The organism is Thermus oshimai DSM 12092, from assembly GCF_000373145.1.
Taxonomy (GTDB): domain Bacteria; phylum Deinococcota; class Deinococci; order Deinococcales; family Thermaceae; genus Thermus; species Thermus oshimai.
The window spans coordinates 1-15187 of the sequence record NZ_KB890622.1; the positions used below are offsets into that span (position 1 = coordinate 1).

Consider the following 15187-nt stretch of genomic DNA (forward strand, 5'->3'; position numbering starts at 1 on the left):
GGTCCTCGGGGACCGGGGCTTTCGTTGGGTCCAGGGAGTCAAGACACCACCCTATCGGGTCAGGGGAGGAAGGGTGGTGGAGACGGGGTGGAGAGGGTGGATGGGAAGGGTACGGAACTGGATAGAGACCCGCTTCAGCGTGATGGTGCGGTCTTTGGGGCTTCATCGGATAGAGGCCCGGTCCTACTGGGGGCTGGTGGCCCGGGTGAACCTCATCCTGCTTGTTCACAACCTCATACGTAGCCGGGTGCTTCTCAGGATGGCCGGGGTGGAGCTATGAGGTAGCACACGAAGGAATACTCGATCTCCAGGGCCACGTCCCGCTCCCTCACCCCCGGCTTCAGGAGGGTGAGGGCGTGGTGGAAGGCCCGCTCCGCCAGGGCCTGGGCCCTCCTGATGGCCTCCACCTCCTCCGGGGCCTTCTTCAGGCGGAGGGCCTCGATGGCCCCTTCCGTGGGCACCCACTCCACGGGGGCCATCTCGCGGAGGGCCATGAGCCGGGCGTAGGGGAGGTGGGCCGCCTCAAAGCCCACCCGGCCCCGGAGGCCGGAGAGGAGGGCGGCCTTCTCCTCCCGCTTTAGGACCTTGGCCGGGAGGCGGCTTTCCCTTTCCGCTTCCGGGTAGCGGGGGTCGGTGAGGAGGAAGGCCCCTTCCTCCGTGAGGAGGACCTCCGCGTCCTCGGGGTGGGGGAAGCCGGAGAGGTAACGGACGTTTTGGGGCTTGGTGATGTAGAGGGCATCCAGCCCTAGGCGTTCCAGGAGTTCCCTTAGGTCCTGCACGGGAGGCACTATACCATCCCGGTGGGGCTAGGGGGGCGCGCCTGCACCCTACCGCAGCTTGGGGGGATGCCCTTGGGGCCTTTGCGGGGCGCTTAGGCCCGCTCCAGCCCGAAGGCCACCTTCCCCTCCTCGTCCTCCAACTGGGTGAGGAAGCCCTGGGGCTCCCCCGCCTCAAAGTGGAGGGCCAGGACCTCCTCGGCGATCCGCTCTTTGAAGCGCTCCAGGGCCTCCCGGTAGGGCCCTTCCGCCCGGTAGGCCACCCGGATGCGGTCGGAGACCTTGAGGCCCATCTCCTTCCGGGCCTGCTGCAGGTGGCGGATGAGGTCCCGGGCCAGGCCCTCCAGCCGGAGTTCCTCCGTGACCCGGACCTCCAGGGCGGCCACGTACCCCTCCTTCTCCAGGGCCAGGTACCCCTCGGGGGCCTGGGCCTCGAGGATCACCTCCTCAGGGGCGAGCACCAGGGTTTCCCCCTCCACCTCCAGGGGGATGGGCGCCCCTTTTAGGGCCAAGGCCGCCGCCCTTTCCGCCTCCTTCTCCAAGGCGGCGCGGATCCCCGGCACCCGCTTCCCGTACTTCTTCCCAAGAAGGGGCAGGTTGGGGAGGACGCGGTGGGTGAGGATCTCCTCCCCCGGCTCCAGCACCCGCACCTCCTTGACGTTGAGCTCCTCCGCCATCTCGCCGGCGAAGTGCCGTAGGCCCTCCCGCTCCAAGGGGGTGGGGGCGGTGGCCAGGAGGAGGGGGAGGGGGGTCCTGGTCTTGACCCCGCTTTTGGCCCGCGCCGAGCGGGCCAGGTCCACCACCTTGAGCACCGCCCGCATCTTGAGGAGAAGCTCCTCGTCCAGAAGCGCGGGGTCCACCTCCGGCCAGTCCGAGAGGTGGACGCTTTCCTTCTCTTCCGGGAAGACGCTCCGCACCAGGTTCTGCCACAGGACCTCCGCCAGGAAGGGGGTGAAGGGGGCGGTGAGCTTGGAAAGGAGGACCAGGGCCTCCCAAAGCGTGGCGTAGGCCGCCTCCCGGTCCAGGGCGTCCTCGTTCTTCCAGTGGCGGCGTCGGCCCCGGCGCACGTACCACTGGGAGAGGTCCTCCACCACGAAGTCCCGTAGGGCCCGGGCCGCGGTGGTGGGGTCGTAGGCCTCGAGGGCCTCCGTGACCTTCCTTACGAGGTCCTGCATGCGGGCGAGGAGCCAGCGGTCCAGCTCGGGGCGCACCTTAGGGTCGGGGCGCTCCTTTAGGTTCGGGCGGTCCAGGTTGGCGTAGGTGACGAAGAAGCTGTACACGTTCCAAAGGGTCAGGAAGTAGTCCCGCACCGTCTCCCGCACCAGGTTGGGCCCGAAGCGCCGGTCCGCCTCCGGGGGGGCGGAGATGTAGATATACCACCGGAGCGCGTCCGCCCCGAAGGTGCGGATGATGTCCCAGGGGTCCACCACGTTCCCCTTGGACTTGGACATCTTCTGCCCCTTCTCGTCCAGGATGAGGCCGTGGCAGATGACGTTCTTGAAGGCGATGGAGCCGAAGAGCATCACCCCAAGCTGGTGCAGGGAGTTGAACCAGCCCCGGGTCTGGTCAATCCCCTCGGCGATGAAGTCCGCGGGGAAGGCCTCCCGGAACTCCTCCCCGTTTTCAAAGGGGTAGTGGATCGAGGCGAAGGGCATGGCCCCGGAGTCGTACCACACGTCAATGACGTAGGGCACCCGGCGCATGGTCCCCCCGCAGGCGCACTCTAGCTCCACCTCGTCCACATGGGGCCGGTGGGGGTCAAAGGGCTCGGGGAGGGGCCCTTTGGCCCGCGCCCTGAGCTCGGCGAAGCTCCCCATGGCCTCCTCCTTCCCGCAAGCTCCGCAGACCCAGATGGGCAGGGGGGTGCCCCAGTAGCGGTTCCGGCTTAGGGCCCAGTCCACCAGGTTCCTCAGCCACTCCCCGTAGCGGCCCTCCTTGATGTGGGGCGGGACCCAGTTGATTTCCTGATTTTTCTTTAGGAGCTCCTCTTTGAAGGCGGTGTTTTTGATGAACCAGGTCTCCGTGGCGTAGTACATGAGGGGGGTGGAGCACCGCCAGCAGTGGGGGTAGCTGTGGAGGATCTGCTCCTCCTTGAAGAGGAGGCCCCGGGCGCGGAGGTCTTTCAGGATGGCCCGGTTGGCCTCGCGGAAGAAAAGCCCCTGGAAAGGCTCCACTAAAAGCCTCCCCTCCTCGTCCACCGTCTTCAGGAGGGGAAGACCGTAGGCCCGGGCCGTCTCCAGGTCCTCCGCCCCGAAGGCCGGGGCCTGGTGGACGATCCCCGTGCCGTCCTCCCGGCTCACGTAGTCCGCCAGGACCACGAGGTAGCCCTTTTCCAGCCCCTGGGGGTAGGGGGGCTCGTAGGCCAGGCCCTCCAGCTCCTTCCCCAAGAAGGTTTTGAGGACAGGGGTTTCCTCCCCGAGAAGCGCCCGCCCCAGGCCCTCTTCCAGGATGAGGGCCTCGTCCCCCACCTGGAAGGCGGCGTAGGTGAACTCGGGGTGCACCGCCGCGGCCACGTTGCCGGGCAGGGTCCAGGGGGTGGTGGTCCAGATGAGGAGGCTCGCCCGCCCAAGCCCCAAGGCCCCGGGGTTCTTAAGGGGAAGGCGCACGTAGACCGAGGGGTCGTGGATCTCCTTGTAGCCGAGGGCCAGCTCGTGGGAGGAAAGGGGGGTGCCGCAGCGGGGGCAGTAGGGGACCACCTTGTGGTCCCGGTAGAGGAGGCCCCGGTCAAAGAGGGTCTTTAGGCTCCACCAGATGCTCTCAATGTAGGTGGGGTGCAGGGTGGCGTAGGCCCTTTCCAGATCCACCCAGTAGGCGATGCGTTCCGTGAAGGCCTCCCACTCCTTCTCGTAGGTGAAGACCGACCTGCGGCACTCCTCGTTGAAGCGGGCGATGCCGTAGGCCTCGATCTCCCGCTTGCTCTTAAGGCCCAGCTTCTTCTCCACCTCCAGCTCCACGGGGAGGCCGTGGGTGTCCCAGCCCGCCCGGCGGGGCACGTAGTAGCCCCGCATGGTCTTGTAGCGGGGGAAGAGGTCCTTGTAGCTCCGCGCCTGGGCGTGGCCCACGTGGGGGAGGCCGTTGGCCGTGGGCGGCCCCTCGTAGACGGTGTAGCGGGGGCGCCCCCTTCGGGCCTCCACGCTCTTTTGGAAGATCTTTTCCCGCTTCCAGAAGGCCAGGATCTCCTCTTCCAGCTTGGGAAAGTCCGGTTCGCCCACTTCCTTGAACATACCCCCTCCTATGAAAACGCCCGCGCCCTAAAGGCGCGGACGAAAGCCCTTACGCTTCCGCGGTACCACCGCGCTTCCTGGGGTGGGCCCCAGGCCCTCGTTTGGGCGCTATCACGGGCGCACCCGGCGGGCATTACTCGGGGGCAAGCCCCTTTCCTCCCGCGGCTCCGGGGTGATCTTCCCGCCTTCCCTCACCGCCGGGCTTCCACCCTCCCCGGCTCGCTCTGGGCTTTTGGGAAGGGGTACTCTCCCCATCCTCGCCTTTACACCCTGCCCGCCCTGGGGTAAAATCCCCCGTTGGCGGCTAAGGCTATGCTAGCAGCCCTTTAGCCTTCTTGACAACGCCCCCAGGGGGTTCTAGGCTGAGGCTAAGCCGGTCATTTCCCTTTAGACAAGGAGAAGCGGATGGAGCTTTACCTGGATACGGCTAATCTGGAAGAAATACGGGAGATTGCGGCCTGGGGGGTCCTTTCCGGGGTCACCACCAACCCCACCCTCCTGGCCAAGGCCTTCCTGGACCGGGGCTTAAGGCCCACGGAGGAGGACCTTAGGGCCCACCTACGGGCCATCTGCGAGGCGGTGGGGGGCCCGGTCTCCGCGGAGGTCACGGCCCTCGAGGCTCCCCTCATGGTGGAGGAGGGAAGGCGGCTTGCTTCCATCCACCCCCAGATCGTGGTCAAGCTCCCCACCACGGAGGAGGGCCTCAAGGCCTGCAAGACTCTTTCCTCCGAGGGGATCCGGGTCAACATGACCCTTATCTTCTCCGCCAACCAGGCCCTCCTCGCCGCCCGGGCGGGGGCGGCCTACGTTTCCCCTTTCCTGGGCCGGGTGGACGACATCTCCTGGGATGGGGGGGAGCTCCTTCGGGAGATCGTGGAGATGATCGCGGTGCAGGACCTACCGGTGAAGGTCATCGCCGCCTCCATCCGCCACCCCCGTCACGTGACCGAGGCGGCCCTTATGGGGGCGGACATCGCCACCCTGCCCCACGCGGTGTTCAAGGCCCTCCTCAAGCACCCCCTGACGGACATCGGCCTTAAGCGGTTCACCGAAGACTGGGAGAAGGTCAAGCCATGAAGAAGAAGGAAAGCGTGCAGGAAACTTCCCTTTCCTACCAGGAGCTTTCGGGCAAGATCCTGCCCGAGCTCCACCTCCTGGCCCAGGAGGCGGGGATTGAAGGCTACAAGCGGATGAAGAAGGACCAGCTCATCATGGCCCTCCTAGAAAGGCAGACCCAGGGGGAGGGCCTGAGGCTGGTCAAGGGCTACCTGGAGATCAGCCCGGACGGGTACGGCTTCCTCACGGAGAACCTCCACAACATGGACGCCCGGGTGGCCATCGTTTCCGCCGGGCTCATCAAGCAGTACGCCCTACGGGCGGGCGACTACCTGGTGGGCCGGGCCCGCCCCCCACGGGAGAACGAGCGCTACGGCACCCTCCTCAAGGTGGAGGCGGTGAACGACCTGGACCCCGAGGTGGCCAAGAACCGGCCCCGGTTTGACGAGCTCATCCCCCAGTTCCCGGACCGGCAGATCCGCCTCGAGACCACCCCCGACGAGCTCTCCACCCGGGTCATTGACCTCCTGGCCCCCATCGGCCGCGGCCAGCGGGGGCTCATCGTGGCCCCCCCCAAGGCGGGGAAGACCACCCTCCTCAAGAAGATCGCCAACGCCGTCCTCAAGAACGAGCCCGACATCAAGGTCATCGTGCTCCTCATCGATGAGCGCCCCGAGGAGGTCACGGACTTCCGGGAAAGCGTCCAGGGGGCCGAGGTCATCGCCAGCACCTTTGACGAGCCCCCGCAGAACCACATCCGCGTGGCGGAGTTCGTGCACGAAAGGGCCAAGCGCATCGTGGAGGAGGGGGGGCACGTGATGATCCTCCTGGACTCCATCACCCGCCTGGCCCGGGCCAACAACCTGGTGACCCCGCCCACCGGCCGCACCCTTTCGGGGGGCTTGGACTCCGCCGCGCTCTACTTCCCCAAGCGCTTCCTGGGGGCGGCCCGGAACATCCGGGGTGGGGGGAGCCTCACCATCTTGGCCACCGCCCTGGTGGAGACGGGCAGCCGCATGGACGACGTGATCTTTGAGGAGTTCAAGGGGACGGGCAACATGGAGCTCCACCTCTCCCGCCGCCTGGAGGAGCGCCGCATCTTCCCGGCCATCGACATCCTGAAGTCCGGCACCCGCCGGGAGGAGCTCCTTCTGGGCGAGGAGGTGGTGCACAAGATGTGGCTTTTGCGCAAGGTCCTGGCGGACATGGACCCCGCGGAGGCCATGGAGATGCTCCTGGCCCGCCTGGCCAAGACCAAGAGCAACAAGGAGTTCCTGGCCGCGCTGGCGGCCCGCTAGGGCAAGGGGCAGGGGCACCTGCCCCTTGCCTTTTTCCGGGGGGGGGTTGGTATAATCCCCCAGAGTTTTGGGGGTTTTGGAGGTGAACGTTGTGGGCCATTAAGGGAATTCCCCTGCTCCTTTTCGCCCTACCCGCGGTTGCCCTGGAGATCAACCTTAGCCCTAGCGGGCTGCCCAAACCGGTCTTCCCCCTTCCCCTCCCCGAGCGGGCGGTGGAGGTGGCCTCCCCTGTGCGCAAGGGCTGGATCCTCTACGAGGTCAAGCCGGGGGACACCCTAAACGCCCTGGCGGCCCGCTACCGGGTGGACCCCAAGCACATTCTCTGGTCCAGCGGCCTCACCTCGGACCGCCTTTACCCGGGGCAACGCCTTCTCATCCCCCTCGTGGGGGTGGAGGAGCGCCCCCGCCGGGTGCCCCCCGGGGTGGAGGTCTACCGGGTGCGCCCGGGGGACACCCTGGACACCTTGAGCAAGCGCTTCGGCCTTACCCCCCTGGAGCTCATCTCCGCCAACCCTTCCCTGGAGAGCCTGGACCGGCTGGTGGCGGGGATGGAGCTCTACATCCCCAAGGGGGCCAGGGGCCTCCTCCTCACCCTGGGGGAGGGCCAGACCCTGGTGGACCTGGCGGCCCGCTTCGGCCTTTCCCCGGTGGCGGTGGCCCGGGCCAACGGGGTGGAGGACCCCACGGAGCTCAAGGCGGGGGACCTGGTCCTCCTTCCCGGGATCCAGGCCAGGACCACCTACCAGAACCTCCTGGCCAAGCAGGAGGCGGAGCGAAGGGCGCGCCTCGAGGCGGAGCGCCGGCGCCAGGAGGAGCTTAGGCGCCTGGCGGAGGAGAGGAGGAGGCAGCAGGCCTTGGCCCAGCAACGTGCCCGGCAGGTGCAGCAGGCCCAGACCCAGCGGCCCCAGGTGCGCCGGGTGAGTTACCAGGAAGGGGCCATGCGCTGGCCTCTTTCGGGCTTTCGCATCACCACCTATTTCGGCCAACGGGGAGTCTTTCAGCGCTTCCACACGGGGATTGACCTAGCTGCAGCGTACGGCACCCCCATCGTGGCGGCCAAGGCGGGGCAGGTGGAGGTGGCGGGTTGGAGCTCCGTGGGCTATGGCTTCCATGTGGTGTTGGACCACGGGGGCGGGGTGGAAACCCTTTACGCCCACATGTCGCGCATCGCTGTGCGGGCCGGCCAGTGGGTGGAGGCCGGGCAGGTGATCGGCTACGTGGGCTCCACCGGCTGGTCCACCGGGCCCCACCTGCACTTTGAGGTGAGGGTGGGTGGGGTGGTCCGTAACCCCTTGGCTTATTTGCCTTGAGTAAGTTTTAGTGCCCCCCGGGGGCCTTTGGGCCCCCGGCTTCTTTTGGCTTGACCCGGTGGGCGGTAAGCTGGAGGATGGAGGACGGGATGGAGAAGGGAACCTTTCAGATCAAGACGGGCTTCGCCGAGATGTTCAAGGGCGGGGTGATCATGGATGTGACCACCCCCGAGCAGGCGGTGATCGCCGAGGAGGCGGGGGCAGTGGCGGTGATGGCCCTGGAGAGGGTCCCCGCCGACATCCGGGCCCAGGGTGGGGTGGCCCGCATGTCCGACCCCAAGGTCATCAAGGAGATCATGGCCGCGGTTTCCATTCCCGTGATGGCCAAGGTGCGGATCGGCCACTTCGTGGAGGCCATGATCCTCGAGGCCCTGGGGGTGGACTTCATCGACGAGTCCGAGGTCCTCACCCCTGCGGATGAGGAGCACCACATCGACAAGTGGAAGTTCAAGGTGCCCTTCGTGAACGGGGCCCGGGACCTGGGGGAGGCCTTAAGGCGCATCGCCGAAGGAGCGGCCATGATCCGCACCAAGGGGGAGGCGGGCACGGGCAACGTGGTGGAGGCGGTGCGCCACGCCCGCACCATGTGGAAGCAGATTCGCTACGTCCAGTCCCTAAGGGAGGACGAGCTCGTGGCCTACGCCAAGGAGATCGGGGCCCCCTTGGAGCTGGTGAGGTGGGTCCACGACCACGGCCGCCTTCCCGTGGTGAACTTCGCCGCCGGGGGCATCGCCACCCCGGCCGATGCCGCCTTGATGATGCACCTGGGGATGGATGGGGTCTTCGTGGGAAGCGGCATCTTCAAGTCCGGTGACCCCAGGAAGCGGGCCAGGGCCATCGTGCGGGCGGTGACCCATTACAACGATCCTGAGGTGCTGGCCGAGGTTTCCGAGGACCTGGGCGAGCCCATGGTGGGCATTAACCTGGATCAACTGAGGGAAGAGGAGCGCCTGGCCAAACGGGGCTGGTGAGATGGTGTCGCGGGCGGTCTGCGGGGTTTACGAGATCCACCCTGAGCGGGTGGAGAAGGCGCGCGCGGCCTTGCCCGAGGAGGCGGTGCTGGGGGAAGCCGCCCTCCTCCTTAAGGCTTTGGCCGACCCTACCCGGATGCGGCTTCTTTTGGCCTTGAAGGCGGCGGGGGAGCTTTGCGTGTGCGATCTAGCCCTCCTCGCTGGGGTTTCGGTTTCTGCGGTGAGCCATCAGCTCAGGCTTCTGCGCCAGGCAAGGCTGGTGGCCTTCCGGAGAGAGGGAAAGCAGGTCTACTACCGCTTGGCGGACGAGCACGTGGAACGGCTTCTTGAGGGGGCTTTGGAGCACGCGGAAGAGAACACTTGACTAGCTACTCAAATGATGCTACCCTGGGAACATGGATGCTCACAGGGTTCGCGTGTTCCGGGTGGAGGGTTTGGACTGCGCCGACTGCGCCTTAAAGGTGGAGAAAGCCCTTTCCGAGGTGCCTGGAGTGGTGCAGGCCCAGGTCAGCTTTGCCAGCGGTAAGGCGTATCTGCACCTCGAGGTTCCCGGGGCGGAGAAGGAGGCGGAAAGGGTGGTTTCCGCCCTGGGCTACCGTTTGAAGCCTGAAGGGGACACGACCAGGGGGGTTTTGGGACCCTGGCGCTGGGCCTTGGCTTCCGGAGGGCTTCTCCTGGCGGCCTTTTTGGCTTCGCTCTTCCTCCCCGGCCTAGCCCCTTGGGGCTATCGGCTGGCGGCCTTGGTGGGGGTTTTCCCCCTGGCTCGTCGTGCGGTGGCTGCGTTCCGGCAAAACCCCTTTAGCATGCAGAGTCTGGTCACGCTGGCCACCCTTGGGGCCTTGGCCATCGGGGCGGAGGCCGAGGCGGCGGTGGTGGTCTTCCTCTTCCTGGTGGGGGAGGTGCTGGAGGCTTATAGCGTGGCCCAGGCCCGCAGGTCCCTTTACGCCCTTTCCGAGCTTCTTCCCAGGCGGGCCTACCGCCTGAAGGAGGGTGGGGTGGAGGAGGTGCCCCTTAAGGCCTTGAGGGTGGGGGACCTGGTGAGGGTGCCCCCGGGGGAGCGGGTACCGGCCGACGGGGTGGTGGTGTCTGGACAGGCTTCCGTGGAGGAGGCCGCCTTCACCGGGGAGCCCTTGCCTAGGCCCAAGGGGATAGGGGACCGGGTTTACGGGGGCAGTCTGGTGCAGGAGGGGAGCTTGGTGGTAAAGGTGGAGCGCCTTCCCGAGGAGGGCTTCCTGGCGGAGATGGAACGCCTGGCGGAGGGGGCCTTGCTTAAGAAGAGCCAGGCGGAGCGGGTGGTGGATGCCTTTAGCCGCCGCTACACCCCGGCGGTCCTGGCCCTGGCAGGCTTCGTGGCCCTGGTCCTTCCCCTTTTCCGGGGGGATTTCCTGGGGCATGTCTACAAGGCCTTGGGCCTTCTCCTCATCGCCTGTCCCTGCGCTCTGGTGGTGTCGGTGCCTGCGGCCATCGCCGCAGGGGTGGCCCGGGGAGCCAGGGCGGGGGTGCTCTTTAAGAGCGGGGCGGCCCTGGAGCGCTTGGCTGGGGTTCGCTACGTGGCTTTGGACAAGACGGGAACCCTGACCCTGGGAAAGCCCACGCTGGTGCGGGTGGTTACCTTTGGGGTTTCGGCGGAGGAGGCCTTGGCCCTGGCGAAGGGGGTGGCGGAGGGTTCCTCCCACCCCTTAGCCCGGGCGGTGCGGGAGGCTTTGGGCCCCAAGGCCTTGCCCTCGGAGGAGCATCGGGCGGTGCCGGGCCTCGGGGCCTTCGCTCGGGTGGAGGGGAAGGAGGTGGGTTTGGTGCGGCCCGAGGCCTGGGACCTGCCCCCGGAAGTAGAGGCCCAGGTGAAGGCCTTGGCGGAGGAAGGCTTCAGCCTTTCCCTCTTGGTTAGGGAGGGGGTTCCCTTGGCCCTCTTGGCCTTCCAGGATACCCCCCGCCTCGAGGCCCGGGAAGCCTTGGCCGAACTGCGCCGACTGGGCCTTAAGCCCCTCCTGCTTACCGGCGACCGGGAGACCTCTGCTTTGGCTTTGGGCACGGCCATAGGGCTTTTTCCTGAGGAAATCCGGGCTGGCCTTTCTCCCGTGGACAAGCTCCGCCTGGTGGAGGAGATGGAAGGTAGGGGTGGCGTGGCCATGGTGGGGGATGGGGTGAACGACGCCCCAGCCCTGGCCAAGGCCACGGTAGGGCTTGCCGTGGCCGAGGGCACGGAAGCGGCCCTGCAGAGTGCAGACGTGGGGCTTCTGAGCCTTGCCGCCTTGCCCCGGGCCTTCCGGCTAAGCCGCCTGACCCTGGGCGTGGTCCGCCAGAACGTGGCCTTGGCGGTGGGGCTCAAGGGGCTTTTCCTCCTCACCACCCTCATGGGTTACACGGGGCTTTGGACCGCAGTGCTGGCGGACAATGGAGCACTCGTGTTGGTGACGGCCAACAGTCTGCGTCTTTTGTGGCGCCGGGTATAGTAATCCCATGCCCAGGCGCAGGTATCCCAGGCTTCTGGAGCAGTTCCTTGCGAGTGAGGCCAAGGTGGGGGTGCCCTCCGCTTCCCTTCTGGCGGGGGGCTTCCCTTGACAGGGCGGGAGCCTAAGTCCAGGATGAGGGGCGTGGTTGGCGTTTTGGCCTTACAGGGGGATTTCCGCGAGCACAAGGAGGCGCTTAAGCGCCTGGGGATAGAGGCAAAGGAGGTGCGGAAGAAGGAGCACCTGGAGGGGCTCAAGGCCCTCATCGTGCCTGGCGGGGAGTCCACCACCATCGGCAAGCTGGCCCGGGAATACGGAATCGAGGACGAGGTGCGCAAGCGGGTGGAAGAGGGTTCCCTGGCCCTCTTCGGCACCTGCGCCGGGGCCATATGGCTGGCCCGGGAGATCCTGGGCTACCCCGAGCAGCCCCGGCTTGGGGTACTGGACGTGGCCGTGGAGCGGAACGCCTTCGGAAGGCAGGTGGAAAGCTTCCGGGAGGACATCCAGATTAAGAGCTTCTCGGAACCCTTCCCCGGGGTCTTCATCCGCGCCCCCCTCTTCCGGCGGGTGGGGGAGGGGGTGGAGGTTTTGGCGGAGCTTGGGGGGCTGCCCATCCTGGTGCGCCAGGGGAAGGTGTTGGCCTCGAGCTTCCACCCCGAGCTCACGGAGGACCTCCGCCTCCACCGCTACTTCCTGGAGATGGCCGGCCTGTAAGTACCCCGCCGAGGCGTTCGCTTCGCCGGGGATCCAGGAAGGGCGTCTGGCGCGCTTTTCCTCCGAGCTTCTTGAGGATTTTTTATCCCGAGGCGCTTAGTACGAAGAGCCGAAGGCCGGGGAAGCGCCGGAAGTCTCGGTCAAAGGTCACCAGACGGTGCCCGCCGGCCCGGGCGAAGGCGGCAAGCTACGCGTCCGTCCAGAGCCTTGGGGGAAGCCCTTCCTGGACCCATTCGCCCAGGACCTCTTCCAGGTTCTCCGGCTCTTCCAGGAGCGGCACCTGGGTTTCCCTTCGGAGGGCCTTGTAGAGGGTCCAGGCCTCTTCCGCCCTGAGGGGTTTGCCGTCCATGGCTTTGGGGTTGGTGAGGAGCCGGAGCAGCCCCAAGGCGGTGACCCTCACCAGGGCCGGCTCCTCCGCCTCCTCCCAATACGCCCGCGCCTGGGCGTGGAAGGGATGTTCGGGAACCAGGAGGGCGAACCAGACGTTGAGGTCAGGAAGGTCCATGGTCTTCCAGGAGCGCCCAGAGGTCCGCGTGGCTTAGGGGGGGGATGCGCCGCCCCGCCTCGGGGATCTGGGGGAGGCATTTGGGGGAGGTGGACCTCGAGCGGGCTAGGCCCTCCTCCAGGTAGCGGATGAGGAGCGCCCGCAGGGTTTTCCCCTCTTTGGCTGCCTGCACCTTCAGGCGCCGGTAGAGGGGGTCCGGCAGGTCCACGGTGGTTCGCATACAGCCATATTAGCATAAAAGGATCCCAAGGCACCCCCTTCGGGTAGGGGATAGGGGAACTCGGCCTACCCCCCTTTGCGGGCGCCCAGGTACGTCAGGCCGAGCCCCAGGAGGGCCGCCACCAGGGAGGCGGAGAGCACCCCAAGCTTGGCCTGGTCTAGGAGGGAGGGGCTTGGGAAGGCTAGGGCGGCGATGAAGAGGGCCATGGTGAAGCCGATGCCCGCCAGGAACCCCACCCCCAGGATGGCCTTCCACCCCACCCCTTCCGGGAGCTGGGCGAGCCCAGATTTCACCGCCAGGAAGGCGAAGAGGAGGATGCCCAGGGGCTTACCCAGGAGGAGGCCGAAGAAGGCCCCCAGGGCCACGGGGCCCAAGGCCACCCCTTCCAGGGCCACCCCCGCGTTGAAGAAGGCGAAGAGGGGCAGGACCAGGTAGGCCACCCAGGGGTGGAGGAGGTGTTCCAGCCGGTGCAGGGGGCTTTGGGCCCGGGCCAGGCTGGCCTCGAGGCCCTCCAGGGCCCCTTCCAGGGCCTCGGGGTCCTCGTGGGCCATTTCTCTAAGCTCCTGGTGCAGTTCCGGTAGGGGGAGGGCCCGGGTTAGGGGAACGGCCAGGGCCAGGAGCACCCCGGCTAGGGTGGCGTGGACCCCCGACTTGAGGGTGAAGTACCAGAGGAAAAGCCCCAGGACCATGTACACGGGAAGGGCCCGCACCCCAAGCCGGTTGGCCAGGAAGGCGAGCCCCAGGAAAAGGGCCGCCCAGCCTAAGGCCCCTAGGTTGAGGGTTTCGGTGTAGAAGAGGGCGATAACCAGGACCGCCCCCAGGTCGTCCACGATGGCCAAGGCGGTGAGGAAGACCTTGAGGGCTAGGGGCACCCTGGAGCCCAGGAGGGCCAGCACCCCCAGGGCGAAGGCGATGTCCGTGGCCATGGGCACGCCCCAGCCCCTTAGCCCCTCCCCGCCCCAGTTGAAGGCCAGGTAGACCAGGGCCGGGGCCACCATGCCCCCTAGGGCGGCGGCCACGGCCAGCCCCGCCCGCCGGGGGTCTTTGAGCTCCCCCTGGAGGAGCTCCCGCTTGATCTCCAGCCCCACCAGGAGGAAGAAAAAGGCCATGAGGAGGTCGTTGATCCAGAGGACCAGGGGCTTTTCCAGCTTCCAGTCCCCAACGCCCACCCCTAGGGGGGTTTCCTTCAGTCCAAAGTAGGCCGGGCTCAAGGGGGAGTTGGCCACGAGGAAAGCGATGAGGGCGGCGAGGAAAAGGAGGACGCCGCCCTTAGACTCGCTTTCCAGGAACTGGTCCAACAGCTTTGGAAAGCGCATGCCCCCATTATAGGTAGGGGGCCTTTCCCCCTCAGGGGCGCATGCGGGTGTACATCCGGGGGAAGGGGATGGCCTCCCGCACGTGGGCCAGGCCGCAGATCCAGGCCACGGTGCGCTCGAGGCCCAGCCCAAACCCCGAGTGGGGCACGCTCCCGAAGCGCCTCAGGTCCAGGTACCAGCCGTAGACCTCCTCGGGGAGGCCGAACTCCCGGATCTTCTGCTTAAGGAGCTCGAGGTCGTGGATCCTTTGGCTGCCCCCGATGATCTCCCCGTAGCCCTCGGGGGCCAGGAGGTCGTCGTTGAGGACGAGCTCGGGGTCCTCGGGGTCGGGCTCCATGTAGAAGGCCTTCACCTTGGCGGGGTAGCGCTCCACGAAGACCGGCCGGTCAAACCGCCGGCTTAGGGCGGCCTCCTGGGGGGCGCCGAAGTCCTCCCCGTAGACCATGGGGGGCACCTCGGGGTCCTCCTCCGCCAGGCGGTTCACCAGGGCCACGGCCTCCTTGTAGGTGAGGCGGGGGTAGTTCCCCTCCGCCGCGGGCTCCAGCGCCTTTGGGTCCCGCTCCAGCATCTCCAGCTCCCGGGCCCGTCGTTCCAGGACCCGGCCCACCAGGAAGGCCACCAGTTCCTCCTGGAGGGCCATGTTCTCCTCGTGGGTCATGAAGGCCACCTCGGGCTCCACCATCCAGAACTCCAGGAGGTGCCGCCGGGTCTTGCTCCTTTCCGCGCGGAAGGTGGGGCCGAAGGTGTAGACCTTGCCGAAGGCCAAAGCGCCGGCCTCCGCGTAGAGCTGGCCCGACTGGGAGAGGTAGGCCTTCTCCCCGTCAAAGAGCTCCACCTCGAAGAGCTCCGTGGTGCCCTCCACCGCGCTCGGGGTGAGGATGGGGGCGTCAAAGCGGAGGAAGCCCCTCGCCCCGAAGAACTCGTGGATGGCCCGTTCCAGCTCGTCCCGGATGCGCAGCACCGCGAAGGGCCTGCGGTGGCGGAGCCAGAGGTGGCGGTGGTCCAGGAGGAAGTCTATACCGTGCTCCTTGGGCCCGATGGGGTACTCCTCCTTTGGGCGGCTCACCACCTCGAGGTCCCGCACGGCCAGCTCGTACCCCCCGGGGGCCCGCTCGTCCTTGCGCACCACGCCCCTTAGGATGAGGGCCGTCTCCTGGGGGAGGTGGTCCGCCTCCCGGAAGGCCGCCTCCGGCACCTCCCCCTTCACCACCGTGGCCTGGAGGAAGCCGGTGCCGTCCCGGAGGATGAGGAAGTGGATCTTCCCCTTGCTCCTTTTCCCGTAGAGCCAGCCCCTGAGCTCCACCTCCTGGCCCTCGTGCTGGGCGATGTCCTCTATGAAAACCCGCATAC

Annotated in this window: 12 protein-coding genes and 2 pseudogenes; 8 read left to right on the plus strand and 6 right to left on the minus strand. The window is 67.2% G+C overall.

Features of this window, described 5'->3' with window-relative positions; all coding sequences use genetic code 11:
- Positions 1 to 280, plus strand: a pseudogene (locus tag B043_RS13430) (transposase); the annotation flags it as partial.
- Between the two features lie 16 nt (positions 281 to 296).
- On the opposite strand, the pseudogene B043_RS12445 reads toward B043_RS13430, so the two are convergent.
- Together B043_RS12445 and ileS are read right to left on the minus strand one after the other, a co-directional pair.
- Positions 297 to 788: pseudogene (locus B043_RS12445) on the minus strand (aminopeptidase P family N-terminal domain-containing protein); the annotation flags it as partial.
- An 83-nt stretch (positions 789 to 871) separates the two neighbouring features.
- Positions 872 to 4000, minus strand: a complete 3129-nt coding sequence (gene ileS / locus B043_RS0110285; protein WP_018461949.1) for an isoleucine--tRNA ligase — start codon at positions 3998 to 4000, stop codon at positions 872 to 874.
- A 405-nt stretch (positions 4001 to 4405) separates the two neighbouring features.
- On the opposite strand from ileS, the gene fsa reads away from it, so the two are divergent.
- From fsa to pdxT, 7 genes are all read left to right on the plus strand, one after another.
- Positions 4406 to 5077 carry a fructose-6-phosphate aldolase gene (fsa, locus tag B043_RS0110290; RefSeq protein ID WP_018461950.1) on the plus strand — a complete coding sequence of 224 codons (672 nt, stop codon included), beginning with the start codon at positions 4406 to 4408 and terminating at the stop codon, positions 5075 to 5077.
- Positions 5074 to 6354 (plus strand): transcription termination factor Rho, encoded by a 1281-nt coding sequence (rho, locus tag B043_RS0110295; RefSeq protein ID WP_016329675.1) that lies wholly within the window; start codon positions 5074 to 5076, stop codon positions 6352 to 6354. The genes fsa and rho overlap by 4 nt, the downstream gene beginning before the upstream one ends.
- An 89-nt stretch (positions 6355 to 6443) precedes the next feature.
- Entirely contained in the window at positions 6444 to 7664 is a 1221-nt protein-coding gene (locus tag B043_RS0110300; protein ID WP_018461951.1) for a peptidoglycan DD-metalloendopeptidase family protein, read from the plus strand.
- Between the two features lie 89 nt (positions 7665 to 7753).
- Positions 7754 to 8635, plus strand: a complete 882-nt coding sequence (gene pdxS / locus B043_RS0110305; RefSeq protein ID WP_026234234.1) for a pyridoxal 5'-phosphate synthase lyase subunit PdxS — start codon at positions 7754 to 7756, stop codon at positions 8633 to 8635.
- A gap of 1 nt (position 8636) precedes the next feature.
- Positions 8637 to 8999: an ArsR/SmtB family transcription factor gene (locus B043_RS0110310; RefSeq protein ID WP_018461953.1), complete on the plus strand. Its 363-nt coding sequence runs from the start codon at positions 8637 to 8639 to the stop codon at positions 8997 to 8999.
- 31 nt (positions 9000 to 9030) lie between these two features.
- Positions 9031 to 11085 carry a heavy metal translocating P-type ATPase gene (locus B043_RS0110315; protein WP_026234235.1) on the plus strand — a complete coding sequence of 685 codons (2055 nt, stop codon included), beginning with the start codon at positions 9031 to 9033 and terminating at the stop codon, positions 11083 to 11085.
- Positions 11086 to 11217: 132 nt separating this feature from the next.
- Positions 11218 to 11796 carry a pyridoxal 5'-phosphate synthase glutaminase subunit PdxT gene (gene pdxT, locus B043_RS0110320; RefSeq protein WP_026234236.1) on the plus strand — a complete coding sequence of 193 codons (579 nt, stop codon included), beginning with the start codon at positions 11218 to 11220 and terminating at the stop codon, positions 11794 to 11796.
- A gap of 187 nt (positions 11797 to 11983) precedes the next feature.
- On the opposite strand, the gene B043_RS12450 is transcribed toward pdxT, so the two are convergent.
- From B043_RS12450 to asnS, 4 genes are all read right to left on the minus strand, one after another.
- Positions 11984 to 12301: a PIN domain-containing protein gene (locus B043_RS12450; RefSeq protein ID WP_018461956.1), complete on the minus strand. Its 318-nt coding sequence runs from the start codon at positions 12299 to 12301 to the stop codon at positions 11984 to 11986.
- Positions 12288 to 12521, minus strand: coding sequence for a hypothetical protein (locus B043_RS0110330; RefSeq protein WP_018461957.1), 234 nt, complete (start codon positions 12519 to 12521; stop codon positions 12288 to 12290). Before B043_RS0110330 ends, B043_RS12450 begins: the two co-directional genes overlap by 14 nt.
- Positions 12522 to 12586: 65 nt before the next feature.
- On the minus strand, positions 12587 to 13837 hold the full coding sequence (nhaA, locus tag B043_RS0110335; protein ID WP_018461958.1) for a Na+/H+ antiporter NhaA: 1251 nt from the start codon (positions 13835 to 13837) through the stop codon (positions 12587 to 12589).
- 31 nt (positions 13838 to 13868) lie between these two features.
- The gene (asnS, locus tag B043_RS0110340; RefSeq protein WP_018461959.1) at positions 13869 to 15185 is read right to left on the minus strand and encodes an asparagine--tRNA ligase; all 1317 of its coding nucleotides are present in this window, start codon (positions 15183 to 15185) and stop codon (positions 13869 to 13871) included.
- Positions 15186 to 15187 lie beyond the last annotated feature (2 nt).

Coding starts and splice junctions, on each gene's coding strand:
- ileS (WP_018461949.1), bottom strand. CDS start 4,000: ATGTTCAAGGAAGTGGGCGAACCGGACTTTCCCAAGCTGGAAGAGGAG.
- fsa (WP_018461950.1), top strand. CDS start 4,406: ATGGAGCTTTACCTGGATACGGCTAATCTGGAAGAAATACGGGAGATT.
- rho (WP_016329675.1), top strand. CDS start 5,074: ATGAAGAAGAAGGAAAGCGTGCAGGAAACTTCCCTTTCCTACCAGGAG.
- pdxS (WP_026234234.1), top strand. CDS start 7,754: ATGGAGAAGGGAACCTTTCAGATCAAGACGGGCTTCGCCGAGATGTTC.
- B043_RS0110310 (WP_018461953.1), top strand. CDS start 8,637: ATGGTGTCGCGGGCGGTCTGCGGGGTTTACGAGATCCACCCTGAGCGG.
- B043_RS0110315 (WP_026234235.1), top strand. CDS start 9,031: ATGGATGCTCACAGGGTTCGCGTGTTCCGGGTGGAGGGTTTGGACTGC.
- pdxT (WP_026234236.1), top strand. CDS start 11,218: ATGAGGGGCGTGGTTGGCGTTTTGGCCTTACAGGGGGATTTCCGCGAG.
- B043_RS12450 (WP_018461956.1), bottom strand. CDS start 12,301: ATGGACCTTCCTGACCTCAACGTCTGGTTCGCCCTCCTGGTTCCCGAA.
- B043_RS0110330 (WP_018461957.1), bottom strand. CDS start 12,521: ATGCGAACCACCGTGGACCTGCCGGACCCCCTCTACCGGCGCCTGAAG.
- nhaA (WP_018461958.1), bottom strand. CDS start 13,837: ATGCGCTTTCCAAAGCTGTTGGACCAGTTCCTGGAAAGCGAGTCTAAG.
- asnS (WP_018461959.1), bottom strand. CDS start 15,185: ATGCGGGTTTTCATAGAGGACATCGCCCAGCACGAGGGCCAGGAGGTG.